Annotated in this window: 17 protein-coding genes; 9 read left to right on the forward strand and 8 right to left on the reverse strand. The window is 61.6% G+C overall.

Annotation, left to right across the window (positions count from 1 at the left end; all coding sequences use genetic code 11):
- The first annotated feature begins 55 nt into the window (after positions 1-55).
- Genes OF122_RS13365 through rsmA form a run of 3 tightly spaced genes read left to right on the forward strand, consistent with a single transcriptional unit; the run spans position 56 to position 2,818 of the window.
- Positions 56-976 carry a peptidylprolyl isomerase gene (locus tag OF122_RS13365; protein WP_264224710.1) on the forward strand — a complete coding sequence of 307 codons (921 nt, stop codon included), beginning with the start codon at positions 56-58 and terminating at the stop codon, positions 974-976.
- Between the two features lie 13 nt (positions 977-989).
- Complete coding sequence (gene pdxA / locus OF122_RS13370) at positions 990-1,976, forward strand: 4-hydroxythreonine-4-phosphate dehydrogenase PdxA (RefSeq protein ID WP_264224711.1); 987 nt, start codon at positions 990-992, stop codon at positions 1,974-1,976.
- The gene (gene rsmA / locus OF122_RS13375) at positions 1,973-2,818 is read left to right on the forward strand and encodes a 16S rRNA (adenine(1518)-N(6)/adenine(1519)-N(6))-dimethyltransferase RsmA (protein ID WP_264224712.1); all 846 of its coding nucleotides are present in this window, start codon (positions 1,973-1,975) and stop codon (positions 2,816-2,818) included. Before pdxA ends, rsmA begins: the two co-directional genes overlap by 4 nt.
- Positions 2,819-2,918: 100 nt before the next feature.
- Here rsmA and gmk read toward each other — a convergent pair whose 3' ends face one another.
- The 8 genes from gmk to OF122_RS13415 form a co-directional block, all read right to left on the reverse strand.
- Complete coding sequence (gmk, locus tag OF122_RS13380; RefSeq protein ID WP_264224713.1) at positions 2,919-3,563, reverse strand: guanylate kinase; 645 nt, start codon at positions 3,561-3,563, stop codon at positions 2,919-2,921.
- Positions 3,564-3,603: 40 nt separating this feature from the next.
- Positions 3,604-4,497: a YicC/YloC family endoribonuclease gene (locus OF122_RS13385; protein ID WP_264224714.1), complete on the reverse strand. Its 894-nt coding sequence runs from the start codon at positions 4,495-4,497 to the stop codon at positions 3,604-3,606.
- 2 nt (positions 4,498-4,499) lie between these two features.
- The gene (gene mltG / locus OF122_RS13390) at positions 4,500-5,645 is read right to left on the reverse strand and encodes an endolytic transglycosylase MltG (RefSeq protein WP_264224715.1); all 1,146 of its coding nucleotides are present in this window, start codon (positions 5,643-5,645) and stop codon (positions 4,500-4,502) included.
- Positions 5,646-5,887: 242 nt separating this feature from the next.
- A complete protein-coding gene (fabF, locus tag OF122_RS13395) occupies positions 5,888-7,150 on the reverse strand; it encodes a beta-ketoacyl-ACP synthase II (RefSeq protein WP_264227665.1) in 1,263 nt (420 codons plus the stop codon).
- A gap of 33 nt (positions 7,151-7,183) precedes the next feature.
- Positions 7,184-7,420: an acyl carrier protein gene (locus OF122_RS13400; protein WP_090595791.1), complete on the reverse strand. Its 237-nt coding sequence runs from the start codon at positions 7,418-7,420 to the stop codon at positions 7,184-7,186.
- Positions 7,421-7,626: 206 nt separating this feature from the next.
- Complete coding sequence (gene fabG / locus OF122_RS13405) at positions 7,627-8,364, reverse strand: 3-oxoacyl-[acyl-carrier-protein] reductase (protein WP_264224716.1); 738 nt, start codon at positions 8,362-8,364, stop codon at positions 7,627-7,629.
- 21 nt (positions 8,365-8,385) lie between these two features.
- Complete coding sequence (fabD, locus tag OF122_RS13410) at positions 8,386-9,336, reverse strand: ACP S-malonyltransferase (RefSeq protein ID WP_264224717.1); 951 nt, start codon at positions 9,334-9,336, stop codon at positions 8,386-8,388.
- A 140-nt stretch (positions 9,337-9,476) separates the two neighbouring features.
- Positions 9,477-9,671, reverse strand: a complete 195-nt coding sequence (locus OF122_RS13415) for a helix-hairpin-helix domain-containing protein (RefSeq protein ID WP_264224718.1) — start codon at positions 9,669-9,671, stop codon at positions 9,477-9,479.
- A gap of 289 nt (positions 9,672-9,960) precedes the next feature.
- Here OF122_RS13415 and rpsF point away from each other — a divergent pair, with 289 nt between their 5' ends.
- The 6 genes from rpsF (at position 9,961) to radA (ending at position 15,654) form a co-directional block, all read left to right on the forward strand.
- On the forward strand, positions 9,961-10,335 hold the full coding sequence (gene rpsF / locus OF122_RS13420; protein ID WP_014130193.1) for a 30S ribosomal protein S6: 375 nt from the start codon (positions 9,961-9,963) through the stop codon (positions 10,333-10,335).
- Between the two features lie 14 nt (positions 10,336-10,349).
- Positions 10,350-10,604, forward strand: a complete 255-nt coding sequence (gene rpsR / locus OF122_RS13425) for a 30S ribosomal protein S18 (protein WP_408636241.1) — start codon at positions 10,350-10,352, stop codon at positions 10,602-10,604.
- Between the two features lie 87 nt (positions 10,605-10,691).
- On the forward strand, positions 10,692-11,303 hold the full coding sequence (rplI, locus tag OF122_RS13430) for a 50S ribosomal protein L9 (RefSeq protein ID WP_264224719.1): 612 nt from the start codon (positions 10,692-10,694) through the stop codon (positions 11,301-11,303).
- 186 nt (positions 11,304-11,489) lie between these two features.
- Positions 11,490-12,980, forward strand: a complete 1,491-nt coding sequence (locus OF122_RS13435; protein WP_264224720.1) for a replicative DNA helicase — start codon at positions 11,490-11,492, stop codon at positions 12,978-12,980.
- 69 nt (positions 12,981-13,049) lie between these two features.
- A complete protein-coding gene (gene alr / locus OF122_RS13440; RefSeq protein ID WP_264224721.1) occupies positions 13,050-14,183 on the forward strand; it encodes an alanine racemase in 1,134 nt (377 codons plus the stop codon).
- 76 nt (positions 14,184-14,259) lie between these two features.
- Entirely contained in the window at positions 14,260-15,654 is a 1,395-nt protein-coding gene (radA, locus tag OF122_RS13445) for a DNA repair protein RadA (RefSeq protein ID WP_264224722.1), read from the forward strand.
- Positions 15,655-15,687: the final 33 nt, after the last annotated feature.

The raw sequence follows: 15,687 nt of genomic DNA on the forward strand, positions 1-15,687 counted from the left end.
GCATTTGTGCTAGAGGACGGCTTTGGCTAAAAGACGCTTTTAGGGAGCGGAACACATGAAACAATGGCTCGCATTGAGAACCGCTGGCATCTGTCTGGCTCTGGGACTGGCCCTGATGGCGGCTGCGGTACAGGCGCAGGGCGCACGGGTGACGGTGAATGGCCAGCCCATAACCGACCAGCAGATCAACGATCGCGCAAATCTGTTGCGCCTCGAAGGACAAGGATCGAGCAATTCCGCCCGGGTGCAACTGGCCACCGACTCCCTGATCGACGATACGATCAAGCTGGCCGAAGCGTCCCGCCTCGGCATTTCCGTCTCGGACGGGCAGGTCGATTCCGCGTTTGCCAATATAGCGACCAATATGCGTTCGAGCGTTTCCAACCTTACCAACATCCTGACCCAGAACGGGGTAAACCCCCAAAGCCTGCGCGACCGGCTTGAGGCCGCAATCGCATGGCAGCAGGTGGTGTCTCAGGTGCTGCGTTCACGGGTACAGCTTTCCGAGCTCGATCTGGAAATGCAGGCCGCTGAACAGGTGACGCCGGCGCTTGGCTTTGACTATATCCTCAAGGAAGTACTGTTTGTCATTCCGCAGGGTTCGGGCATTTCCGCCTCACGGCGCACGGCAGAAGCCAACCAGTTCCGCAGCCGCTATAATGGCTGCGATACTGCCGTCGATCTGGCGATCCAGTTCACCGATGCCGCTGTCCGCGATCTGGGCCGGCGCCACGCGACCCAACTGCCCGAAGCCATTGCCAACGAGCTGGCCGGGTTGACCGTGGGGCAGATTTCCAGCCCGCGCGTCGTTGAAAACGGCGTTTCCATGCTGGCGATCTGCGAAAAGGCCGAAGCCGAGGATTTGACGTTCCTGACCGAAGAACTTCGCCAGGAAGCAGGCACGGACGCATTGCAGGCCGAAGCCGAAGCCTATCTGGCACGGCTGCGCTCCAGCGCCACGATCATTCGCCGCTAGGAGGCGAGGGACCGTGGCCCCGCTTGCGCTCACCATGGGCGAACCGGCCGGCATCGGTCCTGACCTGATCCTGCAACTTTACGCTGACCGGCAGTCCCTGGGACTGCCGGTTTTCGCCGTTTACGGGCACGCCAGCTTTCTGGCTGCACGGGCGGAAAGGCTGGGGCTCAATATCGACATCGAGGCGATCGCGCCCGAGGATACGACCGAAACGTTCCAGCGCGCGCTGCCGGTGATCGATATTGTCGGCGATGTCGATGACACACCTGGCGATCCGGACCCCAACACAGCGCCTGTGGTGGTTGGAGCCATTGCCCAGGCGGTCGATGCGGTGCAAACCGGGCTGTTCCGTGGAGTGGTTACAGCGCCAATCCACAAGGCGGCGCTCTATGGGGCGGGGTTCGAATATCCCGGGCATACCGAGTTTCTGGCAGCGCTTTGTGCAGACGACGATGCGATCCCCCTGCCCGTCATGATGCTGGTCCATGATGATCTGCGCACCGTGCCGCTGACCATTCATATTCCACTGGCCGAGGTTCCGGGCCAGATCACGCACGAATTGATCCTCGAAACGATCCGGGTGATCGCGCGCGATCTTTCCGCCCGGTTCGGCATCGCCAAGCCCAGGATCGGGGTGGCGGGGCTCAACCCGCATGCGGGAGAAGACGGGATGATCGGGACCGAGGAGGTCGACACGATCGTTCCGGCGCTGGCGGCGTTGCGCATGGAGGGGATCGACGTTTTCGGGCCTCTGTCCGCCGATACGCTTTTTTATCCGCCGCATTGGCGCAATTATGATTGTGTGGTGGCGATGTATCACGATCAGGCGCTGATCCCGATCAAGACCGTGGCGTTCGATGCCGGGGTCAACGTCACGCTCGGCCTGCCGATCGTGCGCACCTCTCCCGACCACGGCACCGCATTCTCGCTGGCTGGAACGGGCAAGGCTTCCCTTAACTCCATGCTGGCGGCGATCCGTCTGGCGGACGCGATTTCATGAGTCAGATCGATGGTTTACCGCCGCTTCGTGAAGTGATCGCGGAGCACGGACTGCGTGCGAAAAAGGAGCTGGGGCAGAATTTCCTGCTCGATCTGAACCTGACGGCGCGCATTGCGCGCAGTGCAGGCGATCTGACCGATGTCACGGTGATCGAGGTGGGTCCGGGTCCGGGCGGGCTGACGCGGGCCCTGCTGGCTGCGGGCGCGAAAAAGGTCATCGCCATCGAGCGCGATGAGCGTACTCTCCCTGCCCTCGCGCAGATTTCGGACGCCTATCCGGGCAAGCTCGAGGTCATTTCGGCCGATGCGCTCGAAGTTGACTATCGGAAGCTCGCCGAGGGGCGGACCAAGATCGTCGCCAATCTGCCCTATAACATTGCCACGCCGCTTTTGACCGGCTGGTTGTCGCAGGAGCCATGGCCGGCGTGGTTCGAGAGCATGACGCTAATGTTTCAGCGCGAGGTGGCCGAGCGGATCGTGGCGACGCCAGAGGACAAGGCTTACGGACGGCTGGGGGTTCTGTCGGGTTGGCGTGCCGACGCACGCATCGCCATGAATCTGGACCGCAACGCCTTTACGCCGCCGCCAAAGGTCACCTCGTCAGTTGTACACATTGTACCCAAACCCGTTGAAGCCGACGTTCCGGTGCGGGCACTGGAAGAGGTGACGCGGCATGCGTTCGGTCAGCGGCGCAAGATGATACGACAGAGTTTGAAAGGGCTGGGTGTGCCGCTGGAAGCGCTGTTTGCCGCCGTCGATCTCAAGGGCGACGAACGGGCCGAGACGCTGCCGGTTTCGACCTATATCGCGATGGCGCGGGAAGTGGCGCGGTTGCGGGGTTAGAGCATTTCAGCGCTTCTTTGAACCGCTTCAATTGCTCCAGGTCTTTGCTTTGTCGCGCTTCCGAACCGAACAAGTGGTATCCACTTATTCTGGAAGCGCTCTAACCCAAAGCGTCAATCTGGGCTTTCAGTTCATCGACAAAACCTTCGAGCTTTGTCTGGCGGCCGCGCTGGAGGCGGGCGCTGGCGAGGATGGAGCGGACCATCTGCACCGATTGTTCGAGGTCTTCATTGACCAGCACGTAATCGTATTCCGAATAGTGCTCCATCTCGGTGCGGGCGTTGCGCAAGCGCTTTTCGATGGTGCCGACACTGTCCTGGGCGCGGCGTTCGAGGCGGGCGCGCAACTCGGCAATCGAGGGGGGCAGGATGAAGACGGTGACCATGTCCTCTCGGCAGTTTTCGTAGAGCTGCAGCGTGCCCTGATAGTCGATATCGAAAAGAATGTCCTTACCGGTCGACAGGCGCTCCTCGACCTTTTCGCGGGGGGTGGCGTAGTAATTGCCGTGGACTTCGGCCCATTCGAGCAGTTCGCCGCGATCGCGCATTTTTTCGAAGGTGGGAACGTCGATAAAATGATAATGGGTGCCGTCGATTTCGTCGGTGCGGCGGGTGCGGGTGGTGATCGAGACGGACAGACGAATGTTTGGGTCCTGAGCGAACAATTGCCGCGAGATCGAGGATTTTCCAGCCCCCGACGGCGAAGCGATCACCAGCATGACGCCACGGCGTGCAAAATCCATCATTATCGTTTTCCCTGCCCTGCCCCGTCCGGCATATTCCGTATTACTCCAGATTCTGGACCTGCTCCCGTAACTGATCGATAGCCGCCTTGAGGTCAAGCCCGATGGCGGTCAGGCTCACATCATTGCTTTTCGAGCAGAGCGTATTGGCCTCGCGGTTGAATTCCTGGCTGAGGAAATCGAGCTTGCGGCCGACAGGGCCACCCTTGCCCAGCAGATCACGGGCGGCGGTGATGTGGGCGCTGAAGCGATCGAGTTCTTCCGCTATGTCGGCTTTGGTGGCCAGAACCGCAGCTTCCTGGTGCAGGCGGTCCTCGGACAGGCCCTTTTCGGCGTCGAGCAGAGTGGCAACCTGATCGCGCAGGCGCGTGAGAATCGCCTCGCGTGAGCGCGAAGGATGGGCGTGTGCGGTATCGGCGAGGAAAGCGATTTCCTCGATGCGCTGGGCGATGATGGCGCCGATGCGTTCGCCCTCGCCGCGACGGGATTCGACAAGCGCGTTGAGTGCCAAGCCGAGACAATCGAGGACGGAGGCGTGCAGGCGTTCCTCAACGTCGGGGGTCAGTTGCGGCTCTTCGGCCTCCATGACTCCTTTGAGGGCCAGGATGGCTTCGATGGAGGGCTTGCGGGCGTCGATACGTTTGCCGAGATTTTCGATCAGGTTGAGAACGCGGTCGAGCGCCCGTTCGTTGACCACCAGTTCCGCATCGGCGGCATGACGCTGGAGATTGATGAAGATCGAAACTGAACCGCGCGCCAGCTTCTCGCCCACCATCTTGCGAATTTCGCCATCGAGAACGTCTAGGCCAGGCGAAAGGCGCGAGCGGACATCGAGCCCTCGGCCGTTGACCGACTTGATTTCAACGAGAATGGAATAGCCATCGGTCTGGGCGCTGGCGCGCCCAAAGCCGGTCATGGAAGAGAGTGGCTGTCCCATTTCTAGAGGCTTTCGGCGGCGGGTGCTTCCGTGGCTGCCGCATCGCCTGCCTCGGCGGCTTCCTCGGCCTCTATGGCGTCCATTTCGGCCTGCGCGTCGGAATCGGCGGCATCCTCGGCCGCCTGGCGTTCGATCTCGCGATAGGCAGCGACGTTCTGTTGATGCTCGGCATAGGTTTCGGCAAAGACGTGACCGTCGGAAGGCACGGCGCCCTTGGCGACGAAATAGAGGTAATCATGCTCATCGGGATGGGCGACGGCGCGCAGGGAATCGATGCCCGGATTGGCAATGGGCCCGGCGGGCAGACCGTCGATCTGGTAGGTGTTGTAGGGCGTCACCTGATCGATCTCCGAGCGGCGCAGACCGCGGCCGAGCGAACCCTGCCCCAGCGTGATGCCGTAGATGATAGTGGGATCGGACTGAAGGCGCATGCCGACACGCAGCCGGTTGACGAACACAGCGGCAACCTGGGGCCGTTCGCTCGCCAGCCCGGTTTCGCGCTCCACGATGGAGGCAAGAATGACCAGATCGGCGGGGCTGTCGATGGGTAGATCCTCGTCGCGGCCTTCCCAGATTTCAGCCAGCGCCTCGTCCATGGCGGCGGTCATCGCGTCGATCACGGATTGGCGGGTGTCGCCCCGCCGATAGGAATAGGCGCCCGGCAAGAGGCTGCCTTCGGGCGGCAGGACCTCGATATTACCGGTGAGATCGGGATCGGCATTGACGCGCTCGACCACCTGCCAGGAGGTGAAGCCTTCAGGGACCACGACCTGATGCTGGATCGGGGTGCCTTCGGTCAATTCCTGGATGATGTCCAGCATCGAGGAATGGGCGGCAATGTTGAATTCGCCGGCGCGAAGATCGTCGCCGCGACGCAACAGGCGCGAGCCGTAATTGAAGATATCGGCGTTGGAAATGAACCCCTGTTCCTCAAGGCGCGAGGCGACGGTGCCAAGAACGTTGCCGGATTCGACCACAAAGCTGCGATCCTCTTCGAACGGACCTTCGGCGTTAAAGACCGTGACGCCGTAGATGAACACGCCGGCAACACCCAGAAGGGCGAGCAGAATGAGGGTCAGCAGCCCGTTGAGGGCTTCGAAAAAGCCATTGGACGAGCGGCGGCGGTTCTTCTTCTTGCGGTCGGCCATGCGGTCGAGTTCCGTCCCTTCGGTCTGGCGCGGGCCCGGCGCCCGTCATATCAAGGATAGTCTATGCGTGCGAATCCGCATGGGCCGCACGGTCATATGGGCCAAAAAATTGGGCGAAAACAAGAGTCAAATGGGGGATTGGAGCCGAGCGGCGGCGGTTTGCAAGCGCAGTACCGTTGGGGGTACTGGACCCCGGATCAAGTCCGGGGTGACCGGGAGAGGGTAAAGAACCGCAAGGGGTGCTAGCCGACTTTAGAGAAAATCAAGGACGCGTTGGTGCCGCCAAATCCGAACGAATTGGACAGCGCCACGTTGATTTCCTTTTTGACCGGGGTGTGCGGGGCCAGGTTGATGACGGTCTCCACAGAGGGATTGTCGAGATTGATGGTCGGCGGCGCGATATTGTCACGCATGGCAAGCAGCGAGAAGATCGCTTCGACAGCACCGGCGGCGCCGAGCAGATGGCCGACAGCGGACTTGGTGGAACTCATAACGACATTGGGCGCCGAGTCTCCCAGAAGGCGGGTGACGGCGCCCAGTTCGATCTCGTCACCGAGCGGGGTCGAGGTGCCGTGGGCGTTGATATAGTCGATATCGGCGGCGGAAATGCCGGCGCGCTTGAGGGCGGCGGACATGGATCGGTAGCCGCCATTGCCATCTTCAGCGGGCGCGGTGATGTGGTGGGCATCACCCGAAAGGCCGTAGCCGATCACTTCGCCGTAGATATGGGCGCCGCGGGCCTTGGCGTGTTCGTATTCTTCGAGAACGACAATCCCAGCGCCCTCGCCCATAACGAACCCGTCGCGGTCCTTGTCATAGGGGCGTGACCCTTTTTCGGGCGCGTCGTTAAAGCCGATGGAAAGCGCGCGACAGGCGGCAAAGCCAGCCAGCGACAGGCGGTTTATCGGAGACTCGGCACCGCCGGCCACCATGACATCGGCGTCATCGAGCGCGATCAGCCGGGCCGCATCGCCAATGGCGTGGGCGCCGGTCGAACAGGCGGTGACGACCGAATGATTGGGGCCCTTGAGGCCATGCTCTATGGAAACGTAGCCCGACGCCAGATTGATGAGGCGGCCGGGAATAAAGAACGGGCTGATGCGGCGCGGGCCTCTTTCAGCCAGAGTGATCGACGCATCATAGATGCCGCCAACTCCGCCAATCCCCGAACCGATAAGAACGCCGCTGCGCTCCTGTTGCTCGAGGGTTTTTGCTTCATAACCGGAGTCATGAAGGGCCTGGGTGGACGCTGCCATGGCAAAGACGATGAACGGATCGACTTTGCGCTGCTCCTTGGCCTCCATCCAGTCGTCTGGATTGAACTTGCCTTCGGAGGTATCGCCCATGGGAATGCGGCAGGCGATCTGGCATGCCAGATCGCCGACCTCAAAGTCGGTAACACGCTGCGCGCCAGATTTGGACGCAAGAATATTGGACCAGACGGTCTCGTGACCAACACCCAGAGGGCTGACGATACCGAGACCGGTGACGACGACGCGGCGCATTTTCATGGGCGTAAAGCTAACCGGCGTCGCCGATTATGCAGTTGCCTTGGTGAGGAAGGCGACGGCGTCACCGAAAGTCTGGATGGACTCAGCAGCGTCATCGGGGATTTCCACGCCGAATTCTTCTTCAAAGGCCATCACGAGTTCGACCTGATCGAGCGAATCCGCTCCCAGATCATCCATGAAGCTGGCCTTTTCAGTGACCTTGTCGGCCTCGACGTTGAGATGCTCCACGACGATCTTACGGACGCGATCTTCGATGTCGCTCATAGTGTCTTCCTTTTTTGCAGACTAAGAGTTCGTTGTTTAACGCTCTGCCTCTGGGCAGGGAGAGCTCCCTTATTGCGCAGCGGCGGATTTTATGGGCTTTTCGCCTTGATTTTTGATCTGCCGGCTACGGTGTGCCGGCGCAACTATCACACTTTGTTGTGCATGACCATATCGTCAAAGCAAGACGACGCAAGCCCCTTTGCAGATTAGATCATCACCATTCCACCATTGACGTTGAGCGTATGGCCCGTGATGTAGGCCGCGCCCTCGCTGGAAAGGAACACGGCGGCAGCAGCCACCTCCTCGGCGGTGCCGAGCCGGCCGGCCGGCACCTTTTGAAGAATTGTCTCCTGCTGCTTTTCGTTCAATTCGTCGGTCATGGCCGAGGCAATAAAGCCTGGCGCAATGGTGTTGACGGTGATGCCGCGGCTGGCCACTTCATAGGCCAGAGACTTGCTCATCCCGGCGAGACCGGCCTTCGAAGCCGCGTAATTGCCCTGGCCAGGATTGCCGACCACGCCCACGACCGAGGTGATCGAGACGATGCGGCCGAAACGGCGCTTCATCATGCCCTTGATGGCGGACCGGGTGAGGTGAAACGGGGCCGTCAGGTTGATTTTGAGGACGTCGTCCCACTCTTCATCCTTCATGCGCATGAACAGATTGTCGCGGGTCATGCCCGCGTTGTTGATGAGAATATCGACGCCGCCCATGGCCTCTTCGGCCTGGGGGACCAGACGTTCGACCGAATCGAGGTCGGAAAGATTGCAGGGCAGAATGTGTTTTTTGCCTGAAATGCCCTTCGCAACCTCTTCGAGCGCGCCGACGCGGGTGCCCGAGAGGGCCACTTCGGCGCCCTGAGCGGCAAGCGCCCTGGCGATGGCCGAACCGATGCCACCGCTTGCGCCGGTGACGAGTGCGCGTTTTCCGGAGAGATCGAACATGATGGCGTTCCTCTTTTTAGATTACTGGTTGCGCGCGGCGATGAAGGCTTCGATATCGGCCTGGGTGCCGATGGCCTGAGCGGCGACATCCTTGTTGATGCGCTTGGCAAGGCCGGTGAGAACCTTGCCGGTTCCCAATTCATAAAGCTCGGTCACGCCGCCCGCCCCTGTGAGCCAGGACACCGATTCGGTCCAGCGCACCATGCCAGTCACCTGTTCGACAAGGCGGCGGCGGATCTCGGCAGGATCGGTGACGGGGGCGGCCAGAACATTGGCGACGAGCGGGACGGACGGGGCTTTCATATCGACCATGGCAAGGGCTGCCTCCATGGCTTCGGCAGCAGGCTCCATGAGAGCGCAATGGAACGGCGCGCTGACCGGAAGCGGCAGGGCGCGTTTGGCGCCGCGCGCCTTGGCCAGCTCCATGGCGCGCTCGATGGCGCTCGCATCGCCGGAAATCACCACCTGGCCGGGCGAATTGTCGTTGGCGACATCGCAGACCGAGCCTTCGGCGGCCGAAGCGGCGATTTCGCGCACCGCATCCATGTCCAGACCAAGGATCGCCGCCATGGCGCCCTGCCCGACCGGCACGGCCTGCTGCATGGCGCGGCCACGGGTCTGCAGAAGACGGGCCGTATCGGAAAGCGAGAAAGTGCCTGCCGCGCAAAGGGCCGAATATTCGCCAAGCGAGTGCCCCGCGACGTAGCTGGCAGCATCGGCGACGGTCACGCCGTTCGCTTCGAGCACACGGATGACGGCGATGGACGCCGCCATCAGCGCGGGCTGGGCGTTTTCGGTGAGGCGCAGGGTATCCTCGGGGCCTTCGAACATGATTTTCGAGAACGCGACGCCGAGCGCATCATCGACTTCCTCAAAGACAGCACGGGCCTCGGGATAGGTCTGGGCAAGATCGTGCCCCATGCCGACAGCCTGGCTGCCCTGTCCGGGAAAGGTGAAGGCCGGTTTGGTCATGAGGTCCTCTCGCGCGTTTTTTGTTCTGGCGGCAATTTAGGGGGCGCCGGTGTTCAATGACAAGCGCCCTGCCCGCAAGCTGGCGGGCGAAGTGCCCGCAAAACCGGGCCAAGTCAAGGCAAAGCGGGTGGACTGACGCGCTATTTCTGTGCGAAGTCGACGCCTGCCGCCTTCATGGCCGCTTCGATTGGCGGGAGCGATGCGGGGCCGACGCCGTGCAGGGCGAGGAATTCCGTTCGGGAGAGCCTGGCGAGGTCTTCGACCGACTTGATGCCGGCGTTGCCGAGCGCGCGCGTGGCGGGGCGGCTGAGTTTGGGGAGGTCGGTCATCGTCATTGTTCTCCAAGCACTAAATCTGATTGCATGCGCCGGCAGCGTAAGAGTCCAAGGAAAGCCTTGCAATCTGCACCCATCCGCTATAGATGACGCCAGCATTCGTTTGGCCGGGGGCTGAACGGAGGGTTGTTCGTTGTGTCACAAACGCAAGGAACAATGGACCGATAGTTTGCTGGTCCGGCCTCCCGTGTTCCCGCTCTTTAGTAGAACCTTTGTCGCCTTTCCATGGCTACAAGGAGGCTCCGCGCCGGCGATGTGAGTTGAACCAAGTTCTCAGGAAAGGCTGTTTATGCCCCTTTACGAACACATCTTTCTGTCGCGGCAGGACGTCTCCGCGCAGCAGGTCGAAGACCTGACCAAGACCTATACCGACCTGCTGGCCGAAAACGGCGGCAAGGTTGCAAAGTCGGAATACTGGGGGGTCAAGTCGCTCTCCTACCGCATCAACAAGAACCGCAAGGCGCATTACACGCTGCTCAATATCGAAGCCCCGGCGACCGCCGTTGCCGAGATGGAGCGCCAGATGCGCATCAACGAAGACGTGCTGCGCTTCATGACCATCCGCGTGGATGAGCACGAAGAAGGCCCTTCGGTGATGATGCAGAAGCGTGACCGTGACGACCGCCCCGGTGGCGACCGTCCCCGCGGCCCGCGCCGGTTTTAAGGAGTAGATGAGCTATGGCTATTCGTGATCTTACCCAGTCGCAGACCCGTCGCCCCTTCCAGCGCCGCCGCAAGACCTGCCCGTTCTCGGGCGCCAATGCACCGACCATCGACTACAAGGATGTTCGCCTGCTGCAGCGCTATGTTTCCGAGCGCGGCAAGATTGTTCCCTCGCGCATCACGGCCGTTTCGGCCAAGAAGCAGCGCGAGCTGGCCCGTGCCATCAAGCGTTCGCGCTTTCTGGGCCTTCTGCCCTACGCAGTGAAATAAGCAGCTCTTGCTGCATTCGTTGGGGGCTGGAAATCGGTCCGGCCCTCTAACCGCCTCCTGCAGGCGGGACAGCATTGGAGAAAACAAATGAAAGTTATCCTTCTCGAACGCGTGGGCCGCATGGGCACCATCGGCGACGAAGTGACCGTCAAAGACGGTTTTGCCCGCAACTTCCTTTTGCCGCAGGGCAAGGCGCTTCGCGCTTCTGAAGCCAACCGCGCCAAGTTCGAGGCCGAACGCCAGACCATCGAAGCGCGCAATGCCGAACGTCGCTCGGAAGCTGAAAAGAACGCCGCGTCGCTCGACGGCAAGACCATTGTCATGGTGCGTCAGGCCGGCGAAACCGGCCAGCTCTACGGTTCGGTTTCGGCCCGCGATATTGCCGACGCCCTTCTGGCCGATGGCGAAAAGGTCGAACGCAACCAGGTCGACCTCGAAGGCCCGATCAAGACCGTCGGCCTGCACGAGGTTGCTCTGAACCTGCACGCCGAAGTTGCGGTCAAGATCACCGTTAACGTCGCCCGCTCGTCGGACGAGGCCGAGCGTCAGGCCGCTGGTGAAAACCTGGCCCGCAAGGACTATAATGACGAAGAAGAGGAGTTCGTCTCCCTCGCCGATATGGAAGACGAAGATGACGATGCCACGCAGAACGAAGCCGCCACAGCGGCCGAGGAAATCGAGCGTCAGCAGGACGCGTAAGCGTTCCGCATCATCGAATCAAAAGGCCGGGCCCTGCGCCCGGCCTTTTTGTTTGTCGAGGCAGGGGGAAAGTTATCCCCGTCCTTAACAGGGAAGCGAATCAGGTAGACTGACATTGGCATCTTCTCCTTGCCTGCCGACGCGGCGCGGTTAAGAGAGTGTGAACACCAATTCCAAGAGACCGTAATGGAAGCTGTGAGACGGCTCGCGCCCGTCACGACCGAATCCGAGCCAAAATACAAGACTGCCCCGCATAACATAGAGGCGGAGCAGGCCTTGCTGGGCGCGATTCTGGTCAACAACGAAGCGTTCTATCGCGTCTCAGACTTTCTCGAGCCCGATCATTTCTATGAGCAGATTCACCGGGCGATCTTCGAGGTGTGCGGCAAGATCATCCGGGCGGGCAAGACAGCGACCCCGGTGACGGCAAAGACCTATTTGCCCGACGATCTGCTCGAAGGCGTCACCATGGCGCAGTATCTGGCGCGGCTGGCTGCGGAAGCGACCACGGTTCTCAATGCCGCCGACTATGGGCAGGCGATCTACGATCTGGCGATCCGGCGCAATCTGATCCTGATCGGCGAGGAGGTGATGGACACCGCCTATAACGCCGATGTGGAAAGCTCGGCCCAGATCCAGATCGAGGAGGCCGAAAAGCGACTGTTCGATCTGGCCGAAAAGGGCCGTTACGATGGTGGTTTCCAGGGCTTCAACCAGGCGCTGATCGAAGCGATCAACATGGCGGGCGAAGCCTATTCCCGCGACGGATCGCTTTCGGGAACTGCGACGGGGCTGACAGATCTCGACAGGCTGATGGGCGGGCTGCAGCGCTCGGATCTGATTATCCTTGCGGCGCGTCCTGCCATGGGCAAGACCTCGCTGGCCACCAATATCGCGTTTTCGGTGGCCAAGGCCTACAAGGCAGAGCCAACGCCTGACGGGCACATGAAAACCGTCAATGGCGGGGTCGTAGGGTTCTTTTCGCTCGAAATGAGCGCTGAACAGCTCGCGACGCGCGTCCTGGCCGAGCAGTCGGAGATTTCATCGTCCGATATCCGGCGCGGCAATATTCACGAGAGCCAGTACACAAAGCTGGTGGACACCTCGAACCTGATGGCCCAGGTGCCGCTCTATATCGACGATACGGGCGGCATCTCGATCGCGCAGCTTTCAGCGCGCGCGCGGCGATTGAAGCGGCAGAAGGGGCTAGACCTGCTGATCGTCGACTATCTGCAGCTTCTATCGGGCTCGAAAAAGGCCGGTGAGAACCGCGTGCAGGAGCTGACGGAAATCACCACGGGCCTCAAGGCGCTGGCCAAGGAACTCGAGGTTCCCATCATCGCCCTCTCCCAGCTGTCGCGCCAGGTGGAAAACCGCGAGGACAAGCATCCTCAGCTCGCCGATCTTCGCGAATCGGGATCGATCGAGCAGGATGCCGACGTGGTGCTGTTCGTCTATCGCGAGGAGTATTATCTGGGCAACAAGGAGCCCAAGGAAGGCACACAGGAACATCTCGAATGGCAGGCCGAGATGGAAAAGGTGCATGGGCGGGCCGAAGTGATCATCGCCAAGCAGCGTCACGGCCCCACGGGCACCGTGCAGTTGCACTTCCAGGCCAACCTCACACGGTTCTCGAACCTGGCGCGCGAGGATTATCTGCCGACGCGCGGCGAGTAAGTCCTTGCCCGGCTTGCCGCGCCCGTCGGTTTCGCGCTACGCCAGACCGGAAGGGATTCGGCGGACGTCATGACCAGTTCAAAGAGCATTCTCGGTGGCGGCATCACCATCGACCTGGACGCTATCGTGCGCAACTGGAAGGCGCTCGATACGGTATCGGGCAAATCGCTGACTGGGGCCGTGCTCAAGGCCGACGGCTATGGCACGGGCGCGAAAGCGGTCGGTCGAGCCCTTTACAAAGCCGGAGCGCGATTCTTTTTCGTTGCGACGCCCGATGAAGGCGTGGCGCTGCGTGAGGCAATCCCCGACGCGTTCATTTTCGTCCTCGATGGGCTGATTCCGCGCACCGCGGCAGACTATGCGGCGCATGGACTGATGCCGGTGCTAGCCTCGATGAGTCAGTTGACCGAGTGGCTCGATTTCTGCCTCAACCGGGGCAAGGCGGCGCCGGCGGCGCTGCATTTCGACACCGGGTTCAACCGCGTCGGCTTCCGGATGAAGGAGGCCGAACTGGTGCGGCGCGAGCTTGACCAGTCGGGTTTCGAGCCGCAGATGATCATGAGCCACTTTGCCTGCGCCGATCAGCCAAGCCACGAAATGACGCGCAAGCAGAACGGGCTGTTCCAGGGTTTGCTCAACCATTTCCCCGACATCCCAGCCTCGATCGCCAATTCGGCGGCGGTGATGAGTTCGAAGGACTATCACTATCATCTCGTGCGGCCTGGCATTGCGATATATGGCGGGAGGGCCATCAACGGGCGGCCTAATCCGATGGCGCCGGTGATTTCGATGGACGTCCCGATCCTGCAGATCAAGGATGCGCGGATCGGGGAAACCGTGGGCTATGGCGCGGCCTATCGCCTGCGTCGTGACACGCGCATCGCCATCATGGCGCTGGGCTACGCGGACGGGTATTTCCGCGGGCTTTCGGGCATTGGCGGGCAGATGGGCGGACGGGTTGCCGTCAACGGCACAATCGTCCCGGTGCTGGGGCGGGTCTCGATGGACATGACAGCCATCGACATCACCGATGTGCCGGGGCTTATCCAGCCGGGAGATCCTGTGGAAATTCTCGGGCCCAACATCTCGATCGACGACGTGGCCGATGCGGCGCGGACCATCGGGTACGAAGTGCTGACGACGCTCAACGGTCGTTTCCCGCGCACTTACGCAAACGTGCCGGACGGCGTGTCGCTCGATTGAGATTTGTTCTCAATTTGTTCTTGATCGAAACCCACCCGGATAATAGGGTCGTTTCGACTTAGATTCGGGACGATCCTTGGCCAAGCTCAAATCCAGTTATGTCTGCCAATCCTGTGGCGCAGTCACCCCGCGCTGGGCGGGGCGGTGCGAGGCGTGCGGAGAGTGGAACTCGATTGTCGAGGAAGTCGCGACGTCGGGGGTCGGTGCCGGGCCCAAGGCAGCGGTCGCTTCGGGACGTCCGGTGGAACTGGTGCCGCTTTCGGGCGACAGCGAAGACGCCATCCGCATCGAGAGCAAGAATGGCGAGCTCGATCGCGTGCTTGGCGGCGGGTTCGTCATGGGATCGGCCATCCTCGTAGGGGGCGACCCGGGAATCGGTAAATCGACGCTGCTTTTGCAGGCGGCGGCTTCGCTGGCGCGGCAGGGCAAGCGGGTCATCTATATTTCAGGGGAAGAGGCGATTGCCCAGGTCCGGCTGCGCGCCGCACGGCTGGGCGTGGCCGACGCGCCAGTGGAACTGGCCAGCGAAACCCATGTCGAGACTATCCTCGCCACCATCGAGAAGGGCAAGGCGCCAGATCTGGTGATCATCGATTCTATCCAGACCTGCTGGACCGAGCGGGTGGAAAGCGCGCCCGGAACTGTAACACAGGTGCGCACCAGTGCGCAGGCGCTGACCCGGTTCGCCAAGAAGTCGGGCTCGGCGGTGGTGCTGGTGGGGCATGTCACCAAGGACGGACAGATCGCCGGACCGCGGGTGGTCGAGCATATGGTCGATGCCGTGCTCTATTTCGAAGGCGACACCTCGCTGACCTACCGTATCCTGCGCGGGGTCAAGAACCGCTATGGCGCGACCGACGAGATCGGGGTGTTCGAGATGGTGGGCTCGGGGTTGCGCGAAGTGCCCAACCCTTCGGCGCTGTTTCTCGATCAACGCGATTCCGGGGCGGCAGGCTCGGCAGTGTTCGCCGGGGTCGAGGGCACGCGGCCCGTGCTGGTGGAAATCCAGGCGCTGGTTGCCCCTTCCCCGCTCGGCACGCCCCGCCGGGCCGTTGTGGGCTGGGATTCCGCGCGTCTCTCGATGGTTCTGGCGGTTCTCGAAACGCGGTGCGGGGTGCGGATCGGGGCCAACGACATCTATCTCAATGTGGCGGGCGGGCTCAAAGTCAACGAACCGGCGGCCGATCTTGCCGTGGCGGCGGCGCTGATCTCATCGCTCACCAATTCCCCCCTGCCCGCCGATGCCGTCTATTTCGGCGAAGTCAGCCTTTCTGGTGGCATCCGGCCTGTGGTGCACGCCAATCTGCGGGTGCGCGAAGCGGCAAAACTGGGATTCGGGTCTGTGCATACGGCCAGGCTCAACGCCAAGGAGCGAACTGACGGGGTGGCGCTCAACGAGTTTTCGGCGCTGGCCGAGTTGGTTGGCCGGATCGCGGCGGCTGGCGAGCGGAACGTGGCCGAGGCCGACTGATTTTGGGACGTGGTGTCGGTAAGCCTTGGAAAT

The sequence above is a fragment of the Pelagibacterium flavum genome (assembly GCF_025854335.1).
GTDB classification, from domain to species: Bacteria; Pseudomonadota; Alphaproteobacteria; order Rhizobiales; family Devosiaceae; genus Pelagibacterium; species Pelagibacterium flavum.

Bases quoted from the DNA above. Each gene is read 5' to 3' on its own strand.
- OF122_RS13365 (WP_264224710.1), top strand. From the start codon at position 56: ATGAAACAATGGCTCGCATTGAGAACCGCTGGCATCTGTCTGGCTCTG.
- rsmA (WP_264224712.1), top strand. From the start codon at position 1,973: ATGAGTCAGATCGATGGTTTACCGCCGCTTCGTGAAGTGATCGCGGAG.
- gmk (WP_264224713.1), bottom strand. From the start codon at position 3,563: ATGATGGATTTTGCACGCCGTGGCGTCATGCTGGTGATCGCTTCGCCG.
- OF122_RS13385 (WP_264224714.1), bottom strand. From the start codon at position 4,497: ATGGGACAGCCACTCTCTTCCATGACCGGCTTTGGGCGCGCCAGCGCC.
- mltG (WP_264224715.1), bottom strand. From the start codon at position 5,645: ATGGCCGACCGCAAGAAGAAGAACCGCCGCCGCTCGTCCAATGGCTTT.
- fabF (WP_264227665.1), bottom strand. From the start codon at position 7,150: ATGCGCCGCGTCGTCGTCACCGGTCTCGGTATCGTCAGCCCTCTGGGT.
- OF122_RS13400 (WP_090595791.1), bottom strand. From the start codon at position 7,420: ATGAGCGACATCGAAGATCGCGTCCGTAAGATCGTCGTGGAGCATCTC.
- fabG (WP_264224716.1), bottom strand. From the start codon at position 8,364: ATGTTCGATCTCTCCGGAAAACGCGCACTCGTCACCGGCGCAAGCGGT.
- fabD (WP_264224717.1), bottom strand. From the start codon at position 9,336: ATGACCAAACCGGCCTTCACCTTTCCCGGACAGGGCAGCCAGGCTGTC.
- OF122_RS13415 (WP_264224718.1), bottom strand. From the start codon at position 9,671: ATGACGATGACCGACCTCCCCAAACTCAGCCGCCCCGCCACGCGCGCG.
- rpsF (WP_014130193.1), top strand. From the start codon at position 9,961: ATGCCCCTTTACGAACACATCTTTCTGTCGCGGCAGGACGTCTCCGCG.
- rpsR (WP_408636241.1), top strand. From the start codon at position 10,350: ATGGCTATTCGTGATCTTACCCAGTCGCAGACCCGTCGCCCCTTCCAG.
- rplI (WP_264224719.1), top strand. From the start codon at position 10,692: ATGAAAGTTATCCTTCTCGAACGCGTGGGCCGCATGGGCACCATCGGC.
- OF122_RS13435 (WP_264224720.1), top strand. From the start codon at position 11,490: ATGGAAGCTGTGAGACGGCTCGCGCCCGTCACGACCGAATCCGAGCCA.
- alr (WP_264224721.1), top strand. From the start codon at position 13,050: ATGACCAGTTCAAAGAGCATTCTCGGTGGCGGCATCACCATCGACCTG.